Source organism: Streptomyces sp. CA-210063, from assembly GCF_024612015.1.
GTDB lineage: Bacteria > Actinomycetota > Actinomycetes > Streptomycetales > Streptomycetaceae > Streptomyces.
Genome location: NZ_CP102512.1, coordinates 7,057,972 through 7,073,621 on the forward strand (window position 1 = coordinate 7,057,972; position 15,650 = coordinate 7,073,621).

Annotated in this window: 15 protein-coding genes; 8 read left to right on the forward strand and 7 right to left on the reverse strand. The window is 72.5% G+C overall.

Annotated elements, in window-relative coordinates; genetic code table 11:
* Positions 1–86: 86 nt before the first annotated feature.
* From JIX56_RS30895 to JIX56_RS30905, 3 genes are read right to left on the reverse strand one after another with little or no spacing between them, the layout of a single operon-like run.
* Complete coding sequence (locus JIX56_RS30895) at positions 87–1,448, reverse strand: ABC transporter permease (protein WP_257545319.1); 1,362 nt, start codon at positions 1,446–1,448, stop codon at positions 87–89.
* A complete protein-coding gene (locus tag JIX56_RS30900) occupies positions 1,445–2,158 on the reverse strand; it encodes an ABC transporter ATP-binding protein (RefSeq protein ID WP_257545321.1) in 714 nt (237 codons plus the stop codon). Before JIX56_RS30900 ends, JIX56_RS30895 begins: the two co-directional genes overlap by 4 nt.
* Positions 2,155–2,688, reverse strand: a complete 534-nt coding sequence (locus tag JIX56_RS30905) for a PadR family transcriptional regulator (protein WP_257545323.1) — start codon at positions 2,686–2,688, stop codon at positions 2,155–2,157. The genes JIX56_RS30900 and JIX56_RS30905 overlap by 4 nt, the downstream gene beginning before the upstream one ends.
* A 233-nt stretch (positions 2,689–2,921) precedes the next feature.
* Here JIX56_RS30905 and JIX56_RS30910 point away from each other — a divergent pair, with 233 nt between their 5' ends.
* The 3 genes from JIX56_RS30910 (at position 2,922) to JIX56_RS30920 (ending at position 6,090) form a co-directional block, all read left to right on the forward strand.
* On the forward strand, positions 2,922–3,158 hold the full coding sequence (locus JIX56_RS30910) for a hypothetical protein (RefSeq protein WP_257545324.1): 237 nt from the start codon (positions 2,922–2,924) through the stop codon (positions 3,156–3,158).
* 267 nt (positions 3,159–3,425) lie between these two features.
* On the forward strand, positions 3,426–5,591 hold the full coding sequence (gene malQ / locus JIX56_RS30915; RefSeq protein ID WP_443032072.1) for a 4-alpha-glucanotransferase: 2,166 nt from the start codon (positions 3,426–3,428) through the stop codon (positions 5,589–5,591).
* Positions 5,592–5,838: 247 nt separating this feature from the next.
* On the forward strand, positions 5,839–6,090 hold the full coding sequence (locus JIX56_RS30920; protein ID WP_257545328.1) for a hypothetical protein: 252 nt from the start codon (positions 5,839–5,841) through the stop codon (positions 6,088–6,090).
* An 88-nt stretch (positions 6,091–6,178) separates the two neighbouring features.
* Here JIX56_RS30920 and JIX56_RS30925 read toward each other — a convergent pair whose 3' ends face one another.
* Complete coding sequence (locus JIX56_RS30925) at positions 6,179–6,775, reverse strand: TetR/AcrR family transcriptional regulator (RefSeq protein ID WP_257545330.1); 597 nt, start codon at positions 6,773–6,775, stop codon at positions 6,179–6,181.
* Between the two features lie 109 nt (positions 6,776–6,884).
* Between JIX56_RS30925 and JIX56_RS30930 the strand changes: the two genes are divergently transcribed.
* A complete protein-coding gene (locus JIX56_RS30930; RefSeq protein WP_257545332.1) occupies positions 6,885–8,384 on the forward strand; it encodes an FAD-dependent monooxygenase in 1,500 nt (499 codons plus the stop codon).
* 150 nt (positions 8,385–8,534) lie between these two features.
* Here the strand turns inward: JIX56_RS30930 and JIX56_RS30935 are convergent, their stop codons facing one another.
* Positions 8,535–9,080: a MarR family winged helix-turn-helix transcriptional regulator gene (locus JIX56_RS30935; RefSeq protein ID WP_257545334.1), complete on the reverse strand. Its 546-nt coding sequence runs from the start codon at positions 9,078–9,080 to the stop codon at positions 8,535–8,537.
* Positions 9,081–9,216: 136 nt separating this feature from the next.
* Between JIX56_RS30935 and JIX56_RS30940 the strand changes: the two genes are divergently transcribed.
* Positions 9,217–10,170: an EamA family transporter gene (locus JIX56_RS30940; protein WP_257545336.1), complete on the forward strand. Its 954-nt coding sequence runs from the start codon at positions 9,217–9,219 to the stop codon at positions 10,168–10,170.
* A gap of 40 nt (positions 10,171–10,210) precedes the next feature.
* Here JIX56_RS30940 and pepN read toward each other — a convergent pair whose 3' ends face one another.
* The gene (gene pepN / locus JIX56_RS30945) at positions 10,211–12,790 is read right to left on the reverse strand and encodes an aminopeptidase N (RefSeq protein ID WP_257545338.1); all 2,580 of its coding nucleotides are present in this window, start codon (positions 12,788–12,790) and stop codon (positions 10,211–10,213) included.
* Positions 12,791–12,901: 111 nt separating this feature from the next.
* Between pepN and JIX56_RS30950 the strand changes: the two genes are divergently transcribed.
* Together JIX56_RS30950 and JIX56_RS30955 are read left to right on the forward strand one after the other, a co-directional pair.
* Positions 12,902–13,378 (forward strand): DUF1203 domain-containing protein, encoded by a 477-nt coding sequence (locus JIX56_RS30950; RefSeq protein ID WP_257545340.1) that lies wholly within the window; start codon positions 12,902–12,904, stop codon positions 13,376–13,378.
* A gap of 21 nt (positions 13,379–13,399) precedes the next feature.
* The gene (locus JIX56_RS30955; protein ID WP_257545342.1) at positions 13,400–13,555 is read left to right on the forward strand and encodes a hypothetical protein; all 156 of its coding nucleotides are present in this window, start codon (positions 13,400–13,402) and stop codon (positions 13,553–13,555) included.
* 24 nt (positions 13,556–13,579) lie between these two features.
* Here JIX56_RS30955 and JIX56_RS30960 read toward each other — a convergent pair whose 3' ends face one another.
* Entirely contained in the window at positions 13,580–14,596 is a 1,017-nt protein-coding gene (locus JIX56_RS30960; protein WP_257545344.1) for an aspartate-semialdehyde dehydrogenase, read from the reverse strand.
* Between the two features lie 540 nt (positions 14,597–15,136).
* On the opposite strand from JIX56_RS30960, the gene JIX56_RS30965 reads away from it, so the two are divergent.
* Positions 15,137–15,649 (forward strand): sigma-70 family RNA polymerase sigma factor, encoded by a 513-nt coding sequence (locus JIX56_RS30965; protein WP_257551225.1) that lies wholly within the window; start codon positions 15,137–15,139, stop codon positions 15,647–15,649.
* The last annotated feature ends 1 nt before the right edge of the window (position 15,650 follow it).

Sequence of the window (15,650 nt, forward strand, 5' to 3'; positions counted from 1 at the left end):
GGGGGCGCCCGGTTTTCACCGGGCGCCCCCACCGCCTTCACGCGCCCCGGGAGCACCCCCGTACCTCCCGGGACGTTCACGCGCCGCTACGTGTACCGCAGCTCCCCCGGCCGGACCGTCCGCCGCAGCAGCGGCAGCGACGTGGCCGCCGCCAGCAGACAGGCGCCGTAGACCCCGACGGGGACCAGCAGTGCCCCGAACGGCAGGATCGAGACGCCGTCCATGGCCGTGGCGTACATGAAGGCGATCGCCGTGCCCCCGGCCCCGGCCACCAGCACCGAAGGCGCCAGCGGCAGGGCGGTCTCCAGGAGCAGGGCGCGGCCGAGCACGTTCTGCGGCACCCCGGCGGCGACCTGCGCGGCCAGGCCCCGGCGGCGGGTGGCGAGCGACTCGGCGGTGCCGACGGCCAGCCCGAACAGGGTGACGGCGAAGCCGACGAGGATGGCGGCGGCGGTGAAGTTCAGGCCGGTGACGTAGAAGTCGTCGTTCTCGGCCAGGTACTTCTGGCTGCTGACCTCCGCGAGCAGCGCCTGCCGTACGCCGATGTACCCGCTGCCGACCACGGCCCCCATGATGACGGCCGCGTGGGTGCGGGCCGCCGCCCACGGGTCGTCGCGCAGCCGCTCGGCGGCGATCAGGACCGCCGGGTTCTCGGCGCGCGCGGCGAGCAGCCGGCCGGTGAGCTTCGAGACCGTGCCGGACAGCAGCACCGCGCCCGCGCCCACCGCGAGCAGCGCACCGCAGAAGGTCAGCGGAGCCTGGCCACCCGAGTGGTCGGGCATGTTCCTGGAGGTGTTGGCGACGGCGACGAGGGCCGCGACCACCAGCAGCGCCACCGCGCCCAGGAACACCCACCCCGGCCCCCGGCCCGTGCTCGGCGTCACCCGCCGCACCCAGCCCAGCGGAGAGGCCACCACCCGGCGCAGCGCCAGCACGCTCGCGACCGCGCCCAACACCGGCACGCCCAGCGCCACCAGCGCGATCACGATCCAGGCCGGCACGGTGGGGCTCTGCCACTCGCTCAGCAGGAACACCACGAAGGCGACCGTCGTGACCAGCGAACCGGCCAGACAGGCCACCCCGGCCTCCAGCGCCGCGATCCGGCGCACCTGGCCCGCCGACGCCCCGGCCAGCCGTAGCCCGGCCAGGCGGCGGTCCCGGTGGACGGCGCCCACGCGGGTGCACTGGCCGAGGAACCCGAGCACGGGGAACAGCAGGAACAGCAGGGTGACGATCACCCCGGAGCGCTCACCGGGGTTGTCCAGCAGACCGGCGGCCATGTCCACCGGGTGGTGGCCCTTCAGCGTGGCCAGCACGCCCGCCGCCATGCCGAAGGCCGTCGCCAGGGCCGCCCCCAGCCCCGTCAGCGTCACCCGCCACCACTCGCGCCGGTCGGAGCCCCGGGTCAGCAGGAGGGCGAGGCGGAGATCGTTCGCCAGCGTGCTCACCGGGACACCTCCAGGGAGGCGTCGGCCTCGGAGACCACGACGCCGTCCTTCAGCGTGACCTCGCGGTCCGCGTACGCCGCGGTCTGCGCGTCATGGGTGATCAGCAGCACCGCCGTACCGGACTCCCGGGCCGTGTGCGTCAGCGCCGCCATCACCTGCTCGCTCGCCAGCGAGTCCAGCGCCCCGGTCGGCTCGTCAGCGAACACCACCTTCGGCGCGGTCACCAGCGCCCGCGCCAGCGACACCCGCTGCGCCTGCCCGCCGCTCATCTCCCCGGGCCGCTGCTCCTCCTGCCCGCGTACGCCGAACCGCTCCAGCCACGCACCGGCCCGCTCCCGCGCCGCCCTGCGGGGCGTGCCCGCGAGCAGCAGCGGCAGCGCGACATTGTCGACGGCCGTCAGCTCCGGTATCAGCTGCCCGAACTGGAAGACGACACCGAAGTCCGTCCGGCGCAACTCGCTGAGCTGCTTCTCCGGGAGCCGGTCGAGCCGCTGCCCGGCGTACGACACCGAGCCCTCGTCCGGCCGGACGATCCCCGCCAGACAGTGCAGCAACGTGGACTTGCCGCTGCCGCTGGCCCCGGTGACGGCGAGGATCTCGCCCTCGCGCAGCTCCAGCGAGGCGCCGCGCAGCGCCCGCGTCCTGCCGTGCTCCTTGACGAGACCACGGGCCGCCAGCAGCGGCACGGGGCTGGGGTTCTTCTCGTTCATGCTGCGTCGACCTCCGCGGTCAGGGTGGTCAGCCGGGCCGCGGTGGTGTTCATCCAGCGGAGGTCGGCGTCGAGATGGTTCAGGGCGTAGTCCGCCGCGAGCACGGTCGCGAGATCGGCCCCCGGCGCGGTCTTCACGGCCGTCAGCTCCCGCATCCGCGTCATGTGCGCGGTGCGCTGCGCCCGTAGGTAGGCGGCCGGATCGCCGTCGGCGAGGATCGAGACGACGAGCTTGGCGAAGATCTCGTTCGTCACGAACGGCGCGGGCGGCGTGATCTCCCCGGCCCACTTGGCCAGCTCGCGCGCCCCCTCGTCCGTCGAGCGGTACATCGTCCGCTCCGGACCGCTGTCCGCCTCGGTGCCGTCGATCTCGGCGAGCCCGTCGCGGACCAGCCGCTGCAGGGTCGTGTAGACCTGCCCGTAGGCCAGCGGGCGGGCCTGCGGGAAGCGTTCGTCGTGCCGTCGCTTGAGGTCGTAGCCATGGCTCGGCCCACCGGCGAGCAGCCCCAACAGGATGTGACGGGTGCTCATGGGAACCAGTATGCACCGAGTACATGTACTGAGTGAATAGTGGGTGCGATAGTGGGTGCGGAAACGGTCCCGCCAAGGCCGGTGCCGAAGGGAGACCGAAGAGAACAGGTTCTGACGCGGAAGTGACCAAAACCACGATCTCCGTACACCCACGTCTGCGGCGGCGCCCGCTGGGTAGGGCTGGAGTACCCCGGACCCGCACCCCATCGCCGTACGACGACAAGGAGGCCCCCGTGGCCGCACCGGCTCACCTTCCGACCCCGGCCCGCTCCAAACGCGAGGCGCAGCCCTTCGAGCTCGTCGAACCCCATGTCTGCGTGTTCAGCGCGGAGGGCCCCTGCGCCGACGTCCCGCTCACCAGCGAGCCCCCGCTCCCCGACGCCGCCCCCCTCACCAGCGAGCCGCCCCTCGCCGACGCGGCCCCGCTCACCAGCGAACCCACGTCCAACGGCGCCGCATCGGGGGTCTAGATGCCACCACACCCGGCCGATTCCGGGGATCTCCCACCACGCCCGACCGATTCCGGCGACGAACCGCCTCCACCGACCGATTCCGGTGCCCCGCGTCCACGACCGTCGGATCCCGAAGCCCCACCACCCGGCCCGGCCGACCCCGGTGCGCCGCCATGGAGCCCCGCTGACGCAGGCATGCCGCCACAGACACCGGCCGACCCCGGGGACCCACCGTCCGGTCCGGCCGACCCCGGCCTGCCGCCACAGAGCCCGGCCGAACCCGGCCTGCCGCCACAGAGCTCGGCTGACGCAGGCGTGCCGCCACAGAGCCCGGCCGACCCCGGCCTGCCGCCACAGAGCTCGGCTGACGCAGGCGTGCCGCCACCGGAGACGCCCTTGGCCCGGCTCGCCGCGCTGCACGGTGTCGCCACCTCCTACAGCCCCTCACCGGACCGTACGGTCGCGGCCTCGGCCGGTGCGGTCGTCGCCGCCCTCGCCGCACTGGACGTCGACGCGAGCAGCCCCGAGGCCGTACGGGCCGCCCTCACGGCACGCGAACGGCAGCTGGGCGAGCGGCTGCTGCCGCCGACCGTGGTCCGCTGGGCCGACGGCGAACCGCCCGCCGCCCTGAGCGCCCTCCCGGCCGGCACCCGGCTGCGCATCGAGACCGAGCAGGGCGAAGTGCGCTCCACCGTCGAGGAGCTGCCCCCGGGCGTGCACGCCCTGCGCGCCACCGCCCCCGACGGCCGGACCGCCGAGGCCCACCTCGTCGTGGCCCCGGCCCGGCTGCCCGCCCCGCCCGGCCGCACCTACGGACTCCTCGTCCAGCTCTACTCCCTCCTCTCCCAGCGCAGTTGGGGCATGGGCGACCTCGGCGACCTCGCCGAACTCACCGCCTGGGCCGGCCGTGCCCTCGGCGCCGGATTCGTCCAGGTCAACCCGCTGCACGCGGCCGTCCCCGGCACCCCCACCGACCCCTCCCCGTACCGCCCCTCCTCCCGCCGCTACCCCGACCCCGTCCACCTGCGCGTCGAGGACGTCCGGGAGTACGTGTACGCCGCCTCGTCCCCCGACGATCGCGACCGCCTCGGCGCCCTGCTGGAACGGGCCGCCCGGCTGCGGGAATCCGTCCTGGCCAAGGGCGAGCTGATCGACCGGGACGCGGTGTGGGACCTCAAGCGCGAGGCGCTGGAACTGGTGCGTGCCGTACCGCTCGGCCCCGGACGGCGGGCCGCGTACTCGGACTTCCTCGCCGAGGAGGGCGAGGCGCTGGAGGACCACGCCACCTGGTGCGCGCTCGCGGAGGTGTACGGCTCCGACTGGCAGCGCTGGCCGACCGGCCTGCGTGACCCGCGCTCACCCGAAACCGCCCGCGCGCGCGGCGAGTTGATGGACCGCGTCGACTTCCACACCCGCCTGGCCTGGCTCACCGACGCCCAGCTCGGCACCGCCCAGCGCTCCGCGCGCGACGCCGGTATGCCGATCGGCCTGGTGCACGACCTGGCGGTCGGCGTCCACCCCGGCGGCGCCGACGCCTGGGCCCAGCAGGAGTACTTCGCCGCCGGCATGTCCATCGGCGCGCCCCCCGACGCCTTCAACTCCCGCGGCCAGGACTGGGGCCTGCCCCCCTGGCGCCCCGACCGCCTCGCCGCATCCGGCTACGCCCCCTACCGCCGCCTCCTCCGCGCCCTCCTCCGCCACGCGGGCGCCCTCCGCATCGACCACGTCATGGGCCTCTTCCGCCTGTGGTGGGTCCCGCAGGGCCAGGCGCCGACCGAGGGCACCTACGTCCGCTACGACGCCGACGCCATGCTCGCGATCCTGGTCCTGGAGGCCTCACGGGCCGGTGCCCTGGTGATCGGCGAGGATCTGGGCACGGTCGAGCCGGGCGTACGCGAGGCCCTGGACGCACGCGGCGTCCTGGGCACCTCCGTCCTCTGGTTCGAACGCGACTGGGACGGCACGGGCCGCCCCCTCCCACCCGAGCGCTGGCGGGCCAACTGTCTCGCCACCGCCACCACCCACGACCTCCCGCCCACCGCCTCCCGGCTGACCTGCGACCACGTCGACCTCCGCCACGGCCTGGGCCTGCTCTCCCGCTCCCTGGACGAGGAACGGGCCGAGGCCGCCGCCGACACGGGCGAATGGCTGGCGCTGCTGGCCAGACTGGGCCTGCTGAACGGCGCCGGCGGAGGCATCTCCTCCGCCTCCGAGGAGGCCGCGATCCAGGCCGTCCACCGCTTCCTCGTCCGCACCCCCGCCCGCATGATCGGCCTCTGGCTCCCCGACACGATCGGCGACCGCCGCCCTCAGAACCTCCCCGGCACATGGGATCAGTATCCGAACTGGCGCCTCCCCATCGCCGACGCGACGGGGCGCCCCGTGACGTTGGAGGACCTGGCGGCTTCCCCCCGGCTGCATGCGTTGGTGGAGGTGCTGAGGGACGCGTGAGAGCTCGGGGCGTGGGGTGCGTGGGCGTCTGCGGGTGCGCTGTGGTTGCTCGCGCAGTTCCCCGCGCCTCTGAAAGACGACGGTCCGGCGGGCCGAAAAGCAAGGGGCGCAGCCCCTGCTTTTCAGGGGCGCGGGGAACTGCGCGACCAGCCACCCACCACCCGCACCCGCCAGACCACACGCACCCCCGAGCCATTAGGCACCCCCCGACCAAGCGGAGCGCACCCGCGTTCGTTACCTTTGGGGCGTGGACAAGAAGAACGCCCTGCGCGCCGGCGCCCTGGCCGCCGGTACGACGCTGATGATGCTGCTCATGTCGTCCCCCGCGCTCGCGCTGACGCCCGACGACGGTGACGACCCGGGCCCGGGCCTCAATGTGATCGAGACGCTGGGCCTCTTCGTCGTGGCGCCGCTCGCGCTGTTCGCGGTGATCGCCGGCCTGGTGATGGTCCTGGACCGGTCGGCGGACCGTCAGCCGAAGGCCAAGGCCAAGGCCTGACCTCCACCGCTCCACCGTTCTCGAACGCTTTCCCTCGAGGGCACCCTCCGCACACCTGTGCGCCGGGGGTGCCCTCGACGTGTTCCGCTCAGGGATACGGCGTCGGATAGGGCGCCGTGAGATACCGCTGCACCGTCGGCCCCAGCCACTCCACGATCTCCTCCCGGCTCAGCGCGACCGCCGGCTGGAACCGCAGGATGTAACGCGCCAGGGCCATCCCCAGCACCTGTGACGCACAGAGCGCCGCCCGGGTCGCGGCCTGCTCGGGATCCGGGCACACATGCCGGGCGAGCGGCAGCAACTGGTCCCGGAAGACCCCCTGCATCCGCTCGGCGCCCGCCTGGTTGGTGGCGCCGACCCGGAGCATCGCGGTGAGCACCTCGTTCTTCTCCCAGAGATCGAGGAAGTGGCTCACCAGCGTCCGGCCCACGTCCCGTGGATCGACGCCGATGGGGTCGGGCAGCAGCAGATCGATGTCGAGCGCCGCGGCGTACAGCCCCTCCTTCGAGCCGTAGTACCGCATGACCATCGACGGGTCGATGTTCGCGTCCTTGGCGATCGCCCGGATCGTGGCCCGGTCGTACCCGTCGGCCGCGAACCGCTCGCGCGCTGCCTGGAGGATCGCGAGCCTGGTGGTGTCGGAGCGGCGGGGCGCTCTGGGAGGGACGGGTTCCGTGTCAGCCATGCCAACAAACGTAGGCCAACACCTGTTGACAGTCCAGAGGCCTCTCTCTATGTTGACAACAGGCGTTGGCCAACAACCGTTGACCAACAAGTGTTGGCAGGAGGCCGCCATGAACGGCAGGAACGGCAACACCTCTGACTCCCGCGACGTCATCGTCGTAGGCGCGGGCCCCACCGGCCTGCTCCTGGCCGGCGACCTGGCCGCCGCCGGCATCCCGGTCACACTCGTCGAGAAGCGCCGCCACGAGATCAGCAACCTCTCCCGCGCCTTCGTCGTGCACGCCCGCACACTGGAGCAGCTCGACGCCCGCGGCCTCGCCGACGAACTGGAGGCCAAGGGCCGGCCCCTCGACCGCATCAACCTCTTCGGCCGCTTCTCCGCACGCCTCGACACCCTCCCCTCCCGCTTCAACCACCTGCTCGTGATCCCGCAGTACGAGGTGGAGAAGGTCCTGGAGCGTCGGGCGGTGGAGGCCGGGGTGCGGTTCCGGTACGAGACGGAGGTGACGGCGGTCGAGCAGGGCGCGGGCGCGGGCTCGGACGCCGGCTCGGGCACCGTCGCCGTGGAAGTGCGAGGGCCGGCCGGCGAGACGGACCGGCTGACCGCCGCGTACGTCGTCGGGACGGACGGGCACCGCAGCGCGGTCCGTGAGGCGATCGGGCTGCCGTTCCCCGGGAAGTCGGTCATCCGTTCCGTGGTCCTCGCGGACGTACGGCTCGACGAGAAGCCGGCCGAGGTGCTGACCGCGAAGGCCGTCGGCGACGCCTTCGCCTTCATCGCGCCCTTCGGCGACGGCTACTACCGGATCATCGGCTGGCACCGCGGCCGCGACGTCCCCGACAGCGCGCCGCTCGACCTCGACGAGGTCAGGGAGATCACCCGGCTCGCGCTCGGCCGTGACTACGGCATGCGCGACGCCCGCTGGATGTCCCGCTTCCACAGCGACGAACGCCAGGCACCCGCGTACCGGGTCGGCCGCGTCTTCCTCGCCGGGGACGCCGCCCATGTCCACACCCCGGCCGGCGGCCAGGGCATGAACACCGGCCTCCAGGACGCCGCCAACCTCAGCTGGAAGCTCGCCGCGGTCCTCGGCGGCCACGCCGACCCCGCCCTCCTCGACACCTACGAGGCCGAACGCCACCCCGTCGGCAAGGCCGTACTCCGCAGCAGCGGCGGCATCGTCCGCCTCGCCATGGCCAAGCACCCCTGGGCCCTGGTGCTCCGCGCCGCCCTCACCACCCTCGCCAACCTCCTCCCCCCGGTCCGCACCCGCGTCATCGGCCAGGTCAGCGGCCTCGGCTACAAGTACCCGGCCCCGCGCGGCGCCCACCGGCTCGTCGGCACCCGCGTCCCGGACGTCACCCTCACCACCGGCCGCCTCCACGAGGCCCTGCGCGGCGGCCGCTTCGTCCTCATCACCCCGCGCGCCACGGACCGGCCGTACGCCCACGGCGACCGCAAGGACCGCCTCGCCGTCGCCCGCTGGACGAGCGACCGCCGTACGACCGTGCTGGTCCGGCCCGACGGATACGTGGCCTGGGCGGCGGAGGACGCGGACGTCGCGACGATCGAGGCGGCCCTGACGGCGGCACTGGGAGCCGCTTCCTAGTACCCGGCCTTCCCGGCCGCCCCTCGGCCCGCCCCCTCGGCCCGCCCCCTCGGTCCGCCCCTTCGGTCCGCCCCTTCGGTCCGCTTCCTCGGTCCGCTTCCTCGGTCCGCCCGCTCGGTCCGCCCGCTCGGTCCGCCTTTCAGGCCGCGGTCACGATGCCGTCCCCACCACCAACATCCTCAGCAGGTCGGCCAGTTGGCCGGCCTGCTCCTCGTTCAGGTGGGACAGCGCCTCGGTCTGGACGGCCACGCCCGCGCCGACGGCCTCGTCGATCAGGCGCAGTCCCTCGTCGGTGAGGGTGACCTGGAGGGCGCGGCGGTCGTGGGGGTCGGGGGAGCGGCGGAGCAGCCCCGCGCGTTCGAGTTTGTCGAGGCGGCCGGTCATGCCGCCGGTGGTGAGCATCAGGGTCGCGGAGAGCTCGCGCGGCGAGAGCGTGTACGGCTCACCGGACCGCCGCAGGGTCGCGAGCACATCGAATTCCCCGCGTGAGACCCCGAACCGCGCGTACGCCTTCTCCATCCGGTCGCCGAGCGCCCGCGAGAGCCGGTAGACGCGCCCGAACACCTCCATCGCGGTGGTGTCCAGGTCGGGCCGTACGGCCGCCCACTGGTCGATGATCGCGTCGACGGGGTCGCGGAGGGGCTTGTCGGACGGCTCGGACGGCTCGGACCGCTGGGGCCGGGGGCTCGCGCTCATGAGGTGAGTATCGGATGCCGGTGGGTCGGCCGCAAGAAAGTAGCTTGACGGAAAGTTGCTTAGAGCTAAGCTAATTCCACTAAGTCAGTGTTGGGAAGTTGAAGTTTCCTCAGTCGAGCCGCGAAGGGCACGCGCAATGACCGCGAACATCGAGAGAACCGGGGAAACCGGGAAAACCGCGAACCGTTTCCCCCTCATAGCCCTGACCGCGCTCGCCCCCATCTCCTGGGGCACCACCTACGCCGTCACCACGGAGTTCCTGCCGGCCGACCGCCCCCTGTTCACGGGACTGCTGCGGGCGCTCCCGGCGGGCCTGCTGCTCCTGGCGATCTCACGCACGCTGCCGCGCGGCGTCTGGTGGGGGAAGGCCGCGGTACTGGGCGCCCTGAACATCGGCGCCTTCTTCCCGCTCCTCTTCCTCTCCGCGTACCGCCTGCCGGGCGGCATGGCGGCGGTGGTCGGCTCGGTCGGCCCGCTGTTCGTCGCGGGCCTGGCGGCCGTGCTGCTGGGGGAGCGGCCGACCGTCCGCACGCTGCTCACCGGGATCGCCGCGGCGCTCGGCGTCAGCCTGGTCGTGCTGAAGGCGGCCGGCGCGCTCGACCTCGTCGGCGTGCTCGCGGCGCTGGCCTCCACCGCCTCCATGTCCACCGGCACGGTCCTCACCAAACGCTGGGGCCGCCCGGACGGCGTCGGCCCCCTCGCCCTCACCGGCTGGCAACTGACCGCCGGCGGCCTCCTGATCGCCCCGCTCGCGCTCCTCGTCGAAGGCGCGCCCCCAGCCCTGGACGGCCGGGCGATCGGCGGCTACCTCTACCTGGCCCTCGCCAACACCGCCGTCTCCTACTGGCTCTGGTTCCGGGGAATCGGCCGCCTGTCCGCCACCCAGGTCACCTTCCTGGGCCCCCTCTCCCCCCTGACCGCGGCGGTCGTCGGCTGGGCCGCGCTGGGGCAGGCCCTCACCCCCCTCCAACTCCTCGGCATGAGCCTCGCCTTCGGCGCGACGATCCTGGGCCAACTCCAGCCGCGCACACGGCCGTCCACGACGACACCCTCTCCGAAAGTGCTCCAGTCGCACGGGAGCGCCCGGTGAAGTCACCGGGCGCCCCGTCGTCGTACGGATTGGCCCTCGGCTACTCCGTGGCCGCCGCCGCGTCCGCGGACTGGGCGCGCAGGGCGCGTTCGACGCCCGCGCGGGACTCCGAGACCAGGCGGCGGAGGGCCGCGTTGGGGTCGGTGGAGGTCAGCCAGGAGTCCGTCTTGCGGAGGGTTTCGGCGGAGACCTGGATCGTCGGGTAGAGGCCGATCGCGATCTGCTGGGCGATTTCGTGGGAGCGGGAGTCCCAGATGGACTTCACGACCTCGAAGTACTTGTCGGTGTACGGGGCGAGGAGGTCGCGCTGGTCGGTCTGGACGAAGCCGCCGATGACGGCTTCCTGGAGGGCGTTGGGGAGCTTGTCGGATTCGATGACCTGGGACCAGGCCTCGGCCTTGGCCTCGGGGGTCGGGCGGGCGGCGCGGGCGGTGGCGGCGTGGCGTTCACCGGCGGCCGTCTTGTCCCGCTCGTACTCGCCGGCGATCTCCGCCTCGTCGTAACGGCCCACCGCCGCGAGCCGCTGGACGAAGGACCAGCGCAGCTCGGTGTCGACGGCCAGCCCCTCGATCGTCTGCGTACCCTCCAACAGGGCCTCCAGGAGGTCCAGTTGCTCGGGGGTGCGGGCGGTCGCGGCGAAGGCGCGGGCCCAGGCCAGCTGGTGGTCGGAGGACGGGGCGGCCGCGCGCAGATGCGCCAGTGTGGCGTCCGTCCAGCGGGTCAGCAGCGCCTCACGGGCCGTCGGGTCCGCGTACAGCTCGATGGCCAGCTTCACCTGGCGGTGCAGCGACTGCACGACGCCGATGTCCGACTCCTTGCCGATGCCCGACAGGACGAGGGAGAGGTAGTCGCGGGTCGCCAGCTCCGCGTCGCGCGTCATGTCCCAGGCCGATGCCCAGCACAGGGCGCGGGGGAGCGAGGACTCGAAGTCGCCGAGGTGCTCGGTGACGAAGGCCAGCGACTGCTCGTCCAGACGGACCTTCGCGTACGACAGGTCGTCGTCGTTGAGGAGCACGACGGCCGGGCGGCGCTTGCCCGCCAACTGCGGTACGGCGGTCAGCTCGCCGTCGACGTCCAGCTCGACGCGCTCGTCACGGACCAGCTTGCCGCTGGCCTCGTCCAGTTCGTAGAGGCCCACCGCGATGCGGTGCGGTCGCAGCGTCGGCTCGCCCTTCGCGCCCGCGGGCAGCGCCGGGGCCTCCTGGCGGATCACGAAGGAGGTGATGACGCCGTGCTCGTCCGTCTCGATCTCCGGGCGGAGGATGTTGATGCCGGCCGTCTCCAGCCACAGCTTCGACCAGGCCTTCAGATCACGGCCGGAGGTCTCCTCCAGGGCGCCCAGCAGATCGGACAGGCGCGTGTTGCCGTACGCGTGCGCCTTGAAGTAGGCCTGCACGCCCCGGAAGAACTCGTCCTGGCCGACGTACGCGACGAGCTGCTTGAGCACGGACGCGCCCTTGGCGTACGTGATGCCGTCGAAGTTGACGAGCACGTCGTCCAGGTCGCGGATCTCGGCCATGATCGGGTGCGTGGACGGCAGCTGGTCCTGCCGGTACGCCCAGGTCTTCATGGAGTTGGCGAACGACGTCCAGGCGTGCGGCCAGCGCGACTCGGGGTGGGCCGCCTGGCAGGCGATCGACGTGTACGTGGCGAACGACTCGTTCAGCCACAGGTCGTTCCACCACTCCATCGTCACGAGGTCGCCGAACCACATGTGGGCCAGCTCGTGCAGGATGGTCTCGGCGCGCGTCTCGTACGCCGCGTCCGTCACCTTCGACCGGAAGACGTACTGGTCGCGGATGGTGACCGCGGCCGCGTTCTCCATCGCGCCCGCGTTGAACTCCGGCACGAACAGCTGGTCGTACTTCTTGAACGGGTACGCGTAGTCGAACTTCTCCTGGAACCAGTCGAAGCCCTGCCGGGTGACCTCGAAGATCGCGTCGGAGTCCAGGTATTCGGCGAGGGAGGGACGGCAGTAGATGCCGAGCGGCACGCTCTGCCCGTCCTTCTCGTGCACGCTGTGGACGCTGTGGTACGGGCCGACGATGAGGGCCGTGATGTACGTCGAGATACGGGGCGTCGGCTCGAAGACCCAGACGTCGTCCTTGGGTTCGGGCGTCGGTGAGTTGGAGATGACGGTCCAGCCCGTCGGCGCCTTCACGGTGAACTGGAAGGTGGCCTTCAGGTCCGGCTGCTCGAAGGAGGCGAAGACGCGACGGGCGTCCGGGACCTCGAACTGGGTGTACAGATACGCCTGGTTGTCGACCGGGTCGACGAACCGGTGCAGGCCCTCACCCGTGTTGGTGTACGCGGCGTCGGCCACGACCCGCAGGATGTTGGGGCCCTCCAGCAGGCCGGGGAGCGCGATCCGGGAGTCCTTGAAGACCTCCGCCGGGTCCAGCGCGTCGCCGTTGAGGGTCACCTCGTGGACGGTCGGGGCCACCAGGTCGATGAACGACGCCGCGCCGGTTTCGGCGACGTCGAAGCGCACCGTGGTCACGGACCGGTAGGTGCCGCCCTCCTGCGCGCCGGAGAGATCGAGATCGATCTCGTACGAGTCAACGCTGAGCAGCTCCGCCCGCTGCTGAGCCTCTTCGCGGGTCAGGTTTGTGCCAGGCACGCGGTCATCTCCTCGTTATGTGTGGGTTGCGCCATCCTTCCATGCGACCCGCGCGGACGCGATGTCCGATTCCCGCCGGTGAACGGGGTGTACGGGCGCGAGGCTGGGGACATGACGACGTACGCCGCACGACCGATCGACCCGGCGGTTCTGAAGGAGCTGCGCTCGGCCGACGATTCGGGGCGCTCGCGCGCCCCGTTCGTGGACGACGAGGGCGGCGCCCCACTCCGCTGCTGTCTGCGCCGCAGTGAGCCGGGGGAGCAGATCGCCCTTGTCTCGTACGCGCCCCTGCGCCGCTGGGCGGCCGGGACGGGCGTCGACCCGGGAGCGTACGACGAGCAGGGGCCGGTCTTCATCCATGCGGAGGAGTGCGCGGGCCCGGACGGGGACCGCTACCCCTTCACGAACGCCCACCGCACGGTGCGCCGCTACTCGGCCGAGGGCCGCATCTTGGGCGGCCGACTCGTGGAGGAACCCGAGGAGTTCGGCCTGGCCTTCGACGAGGCGTTCGCCGACCCGGAGGTGGCGTTGGTCCATGTCCGCGCGGTCGAATACGGATGCTTCCTTTTCGAGGTGCGCAGGTCGTGAGGGTACGGGCACACTCTGTCCATGGAGCACGAGAACGAGCAGCTCATCGCGGAGTACGCGGCGGCTTTCGAGGAGTGGGCCGCGAGTGAGGACGCCGAGTTGTGGGACCGGACAAGCGGTGACGGGCTGGACGAGGAACCACCCGCGGACGAGTGGGCGGCCACCGACGAACGGTGACCGCCCACTTGGCGTACTGCCCGCCTACTCGCTCAGCTCCGCCGCCACCAGCTCCGCGATCTGCACCGCGTTCAGCGCGGCGCCCTTGCGGAGGTTGTCGTTGGAGATGAAGAGCGCGAGGCCGTTGTCGACGGTCTCGTCGGCGCGGAGGCGGCCGACGAACGACGGGTCCTGGCCGGCGGCCTGGAGGGGGGTCGGGATGTCGGAGAGGGCGACGCCCGGGGCGCCGGCCAGCAGCTCCGTCGCGCGCTCCACGGAGATCGGGCGCGCGAAACGGGCGTTGACCTGGAGGGAGTGGCCGGAGAAGACCGGGACGCGGACACAGGTGCCGGAGACCTTCAGCCCCGGGATCTCCAGGATCTTGCGGGACTCGTGGCGGAGCTTCTGCTCCTCGTCCGTCTCGTGCAGACCGTCGTCGACGATCGAGCCGGCGAGGGGGATGACGTTGAAGGCGATGGGCCGCTTGTAGACACCGGGCTCGGGGAAGTCGACGGCCGAACCGTCGTGCGTCAGCTTGTCCGCGTCGGCCACGACCTTCTGCACCTGGCCGTGCAGCTCCGCGACGCCCGCGAGGCCGGAGCCGGACACGGCCTGGTAGGTGGCGACGACCAGCGCTTCGAGGCCCGCCTCGTCGTGCAGCGGACGCAGCACCGGCATCGCGGCCATCGTCGTGCAGTTCGGGTTGGCGATGATGCCCTTGGGGCGGTCGGCGATCGCGTGCGGGTTCACCTCGGAGACGACGAGCGGTACGTCGGGGTCGCGGCGCCACGCGGAGGAGTTGTCGATCACGACCGCGCCCTGGGACGCCACCTTCTCGGCCAGCGCCCTGGAGGTCGCGCCGCCCGCGGAGAACAGGACGATGTCGAGGCCGGAGTAGTCGGCCGTCGCCGCGTCCTCGACCGTCACGCCGTCGATGACCGAACCCGCCGAACGGGCGGACGCGAACAGGCGCAGCTCGCGCGTCGGGAAGTCACGGTCCTTGAGGATCCTGCGCATGACCGTGCCGACCTGACCGGTGGCTCCGACGATTCCGACCCTCACGGCGACTCCTTTTACGTGGCTTGTCTGTGTCTGCGGCATGGCCGAGGCGTTTCCATCATGCTGTCAGCCCGGGTCCGCCTGTCCAACCATTTGACCGGGGCGCTCGAACCGTGGGACGCGACGACCCCCGCCGGTGAAGCCGCTTCTTTGGCTCGCACCCCGGCTGAGCTGGAGAAATTCACCCTACGACGGTCCCGTACCGCAAGCTGTGCTGCCTCGACCCTGCCCACGGCACCCGGGCGCACGCGAAGGTGTGACATACGCCTCTGCGCTGCGCCGGAAAAGGTCGGGCGACGGTTCCGAACGTTTCGGCCCGGACCGGCGTCGTAGAGGAAACGCGGGAGGGGAGGGGTGGCTGTGCTGCGCAGAAAGGCGCGCCGCGTCCAGGAGGTGGACGATCCGCTGCACGCGGGCGGCGACCTGCGGACCGGGGCCGGCGACCTGCGGACCGGGGGCGGCGACTCGCCGGCGGCGACGGGGGAGGCGGGGAACACGGGGGACGCGGGGGTCGCGGGGGGCACGGAGGACACCGCTGCCACCGTGCCCACCGCCGCCGCCACGGCCGTCGATCCGCTGGACGCGGCCCAGGAGCGGCGGGTGCGGGCGGTGCTCGCGCTCGGCGGTGTGCCGCAGTCGGACCTGCTGGACGGGGTACAGCAGGTCCGGCTGCGGCTGCTGGAGAGGGCCGCGAGCGGCCGTGAGGCACCGCGGGACGTGTCCGCGTGGGCGGCGGTGGTCGCCTCCAACCTGGCGATGGACTGGCATCGCGCCAAGCGTCGCCAGGAGCGCCTCGGCGAGCGGCTGGCCTCGCTGCGCCAGCCCGTGGCGCACCCCTCCGGCGAGGACTCCAGCGTGCTCTCGCTCGCCGTCGCCCGCGGCCTGGACGAGCTGCCCGACGCCCTGCGCCAGGTCCTCGTCCTGCGCTTCTACGCCGACCTGCCGGTACGCGGGATCGCCGACGAGCTCGGCATCCCCGAGGGCACGGTCAAGAGCAGGCTCCACTCGGCGGTCCGCGCCCTGCGCACCCGCCTGCACGAGGACGAGGTGGTGTGAC

What these genes read in the sequence shown, in the direction of transcription:
- JIX56_RS30940 (WP_257545336.1), top strand. Translation starts at nt 9,217, where the DNA reads ATGACCGCGAACATCGAGAGAACCGGGGAAACCGGGAAAACCGCGAAC.
- JIX56_RS30925 (WP_257545330.1), bottom strand. Translation starts at nt 6,775, where the DNA reads ATGGCTGACACGGAACCCGTCCCTCCCAGAGCGCCCCGCCGCTCCGAC.
- JIX56_RS30935 (WP_257545334.1), bottom strand. Translation starts at nt 9,080, where the DNA reads ATGAGCGCGAGCCCCCGGCCCCAGCGGTCCGAGCCGTCCGAGCCGTCC.
- JIX56_RS30900 (WP_257545321.1), bottom strand. Translation starts at nt 2,158, where the DNA reads ATGAACGAGAAGAACCCCAGCCCCGTGCCGCTGCTGGCGGCCCGTGGT.
- JIX56_RS30930 (WP_257545332.1), top strand. Translation starts at nt 6,885, where the DNA reads ATGAACGGCAGGAACGGCAACACCTCTGACTCCCGCGACGTCATCGTC.
- JIX56_RS30955 (WP_257545342.1), top strand. Translation starts at nt 13,400, where the DNA reads ATGGAGCACGAGAACGAGCAGCTCATCGCGGAGTACGCGGCGGCTTTC.
- JIX56_RS30905 (WP_257545323.1), bottom strand. Translation starts at nt 2,688, where the DNA reads ATGAGCACCCGTCACATCCTGTTGGGGCTGCTCGCCGGTGGGCCGAGC.
- JIX56_RS30950 (WP_257545340.1), top strand. Translation starts at nt 12,902, where the DNA reads ATGACGACGTACGCCGCACGACCGATCGACCCGGCGGTTCTGAAGGAG.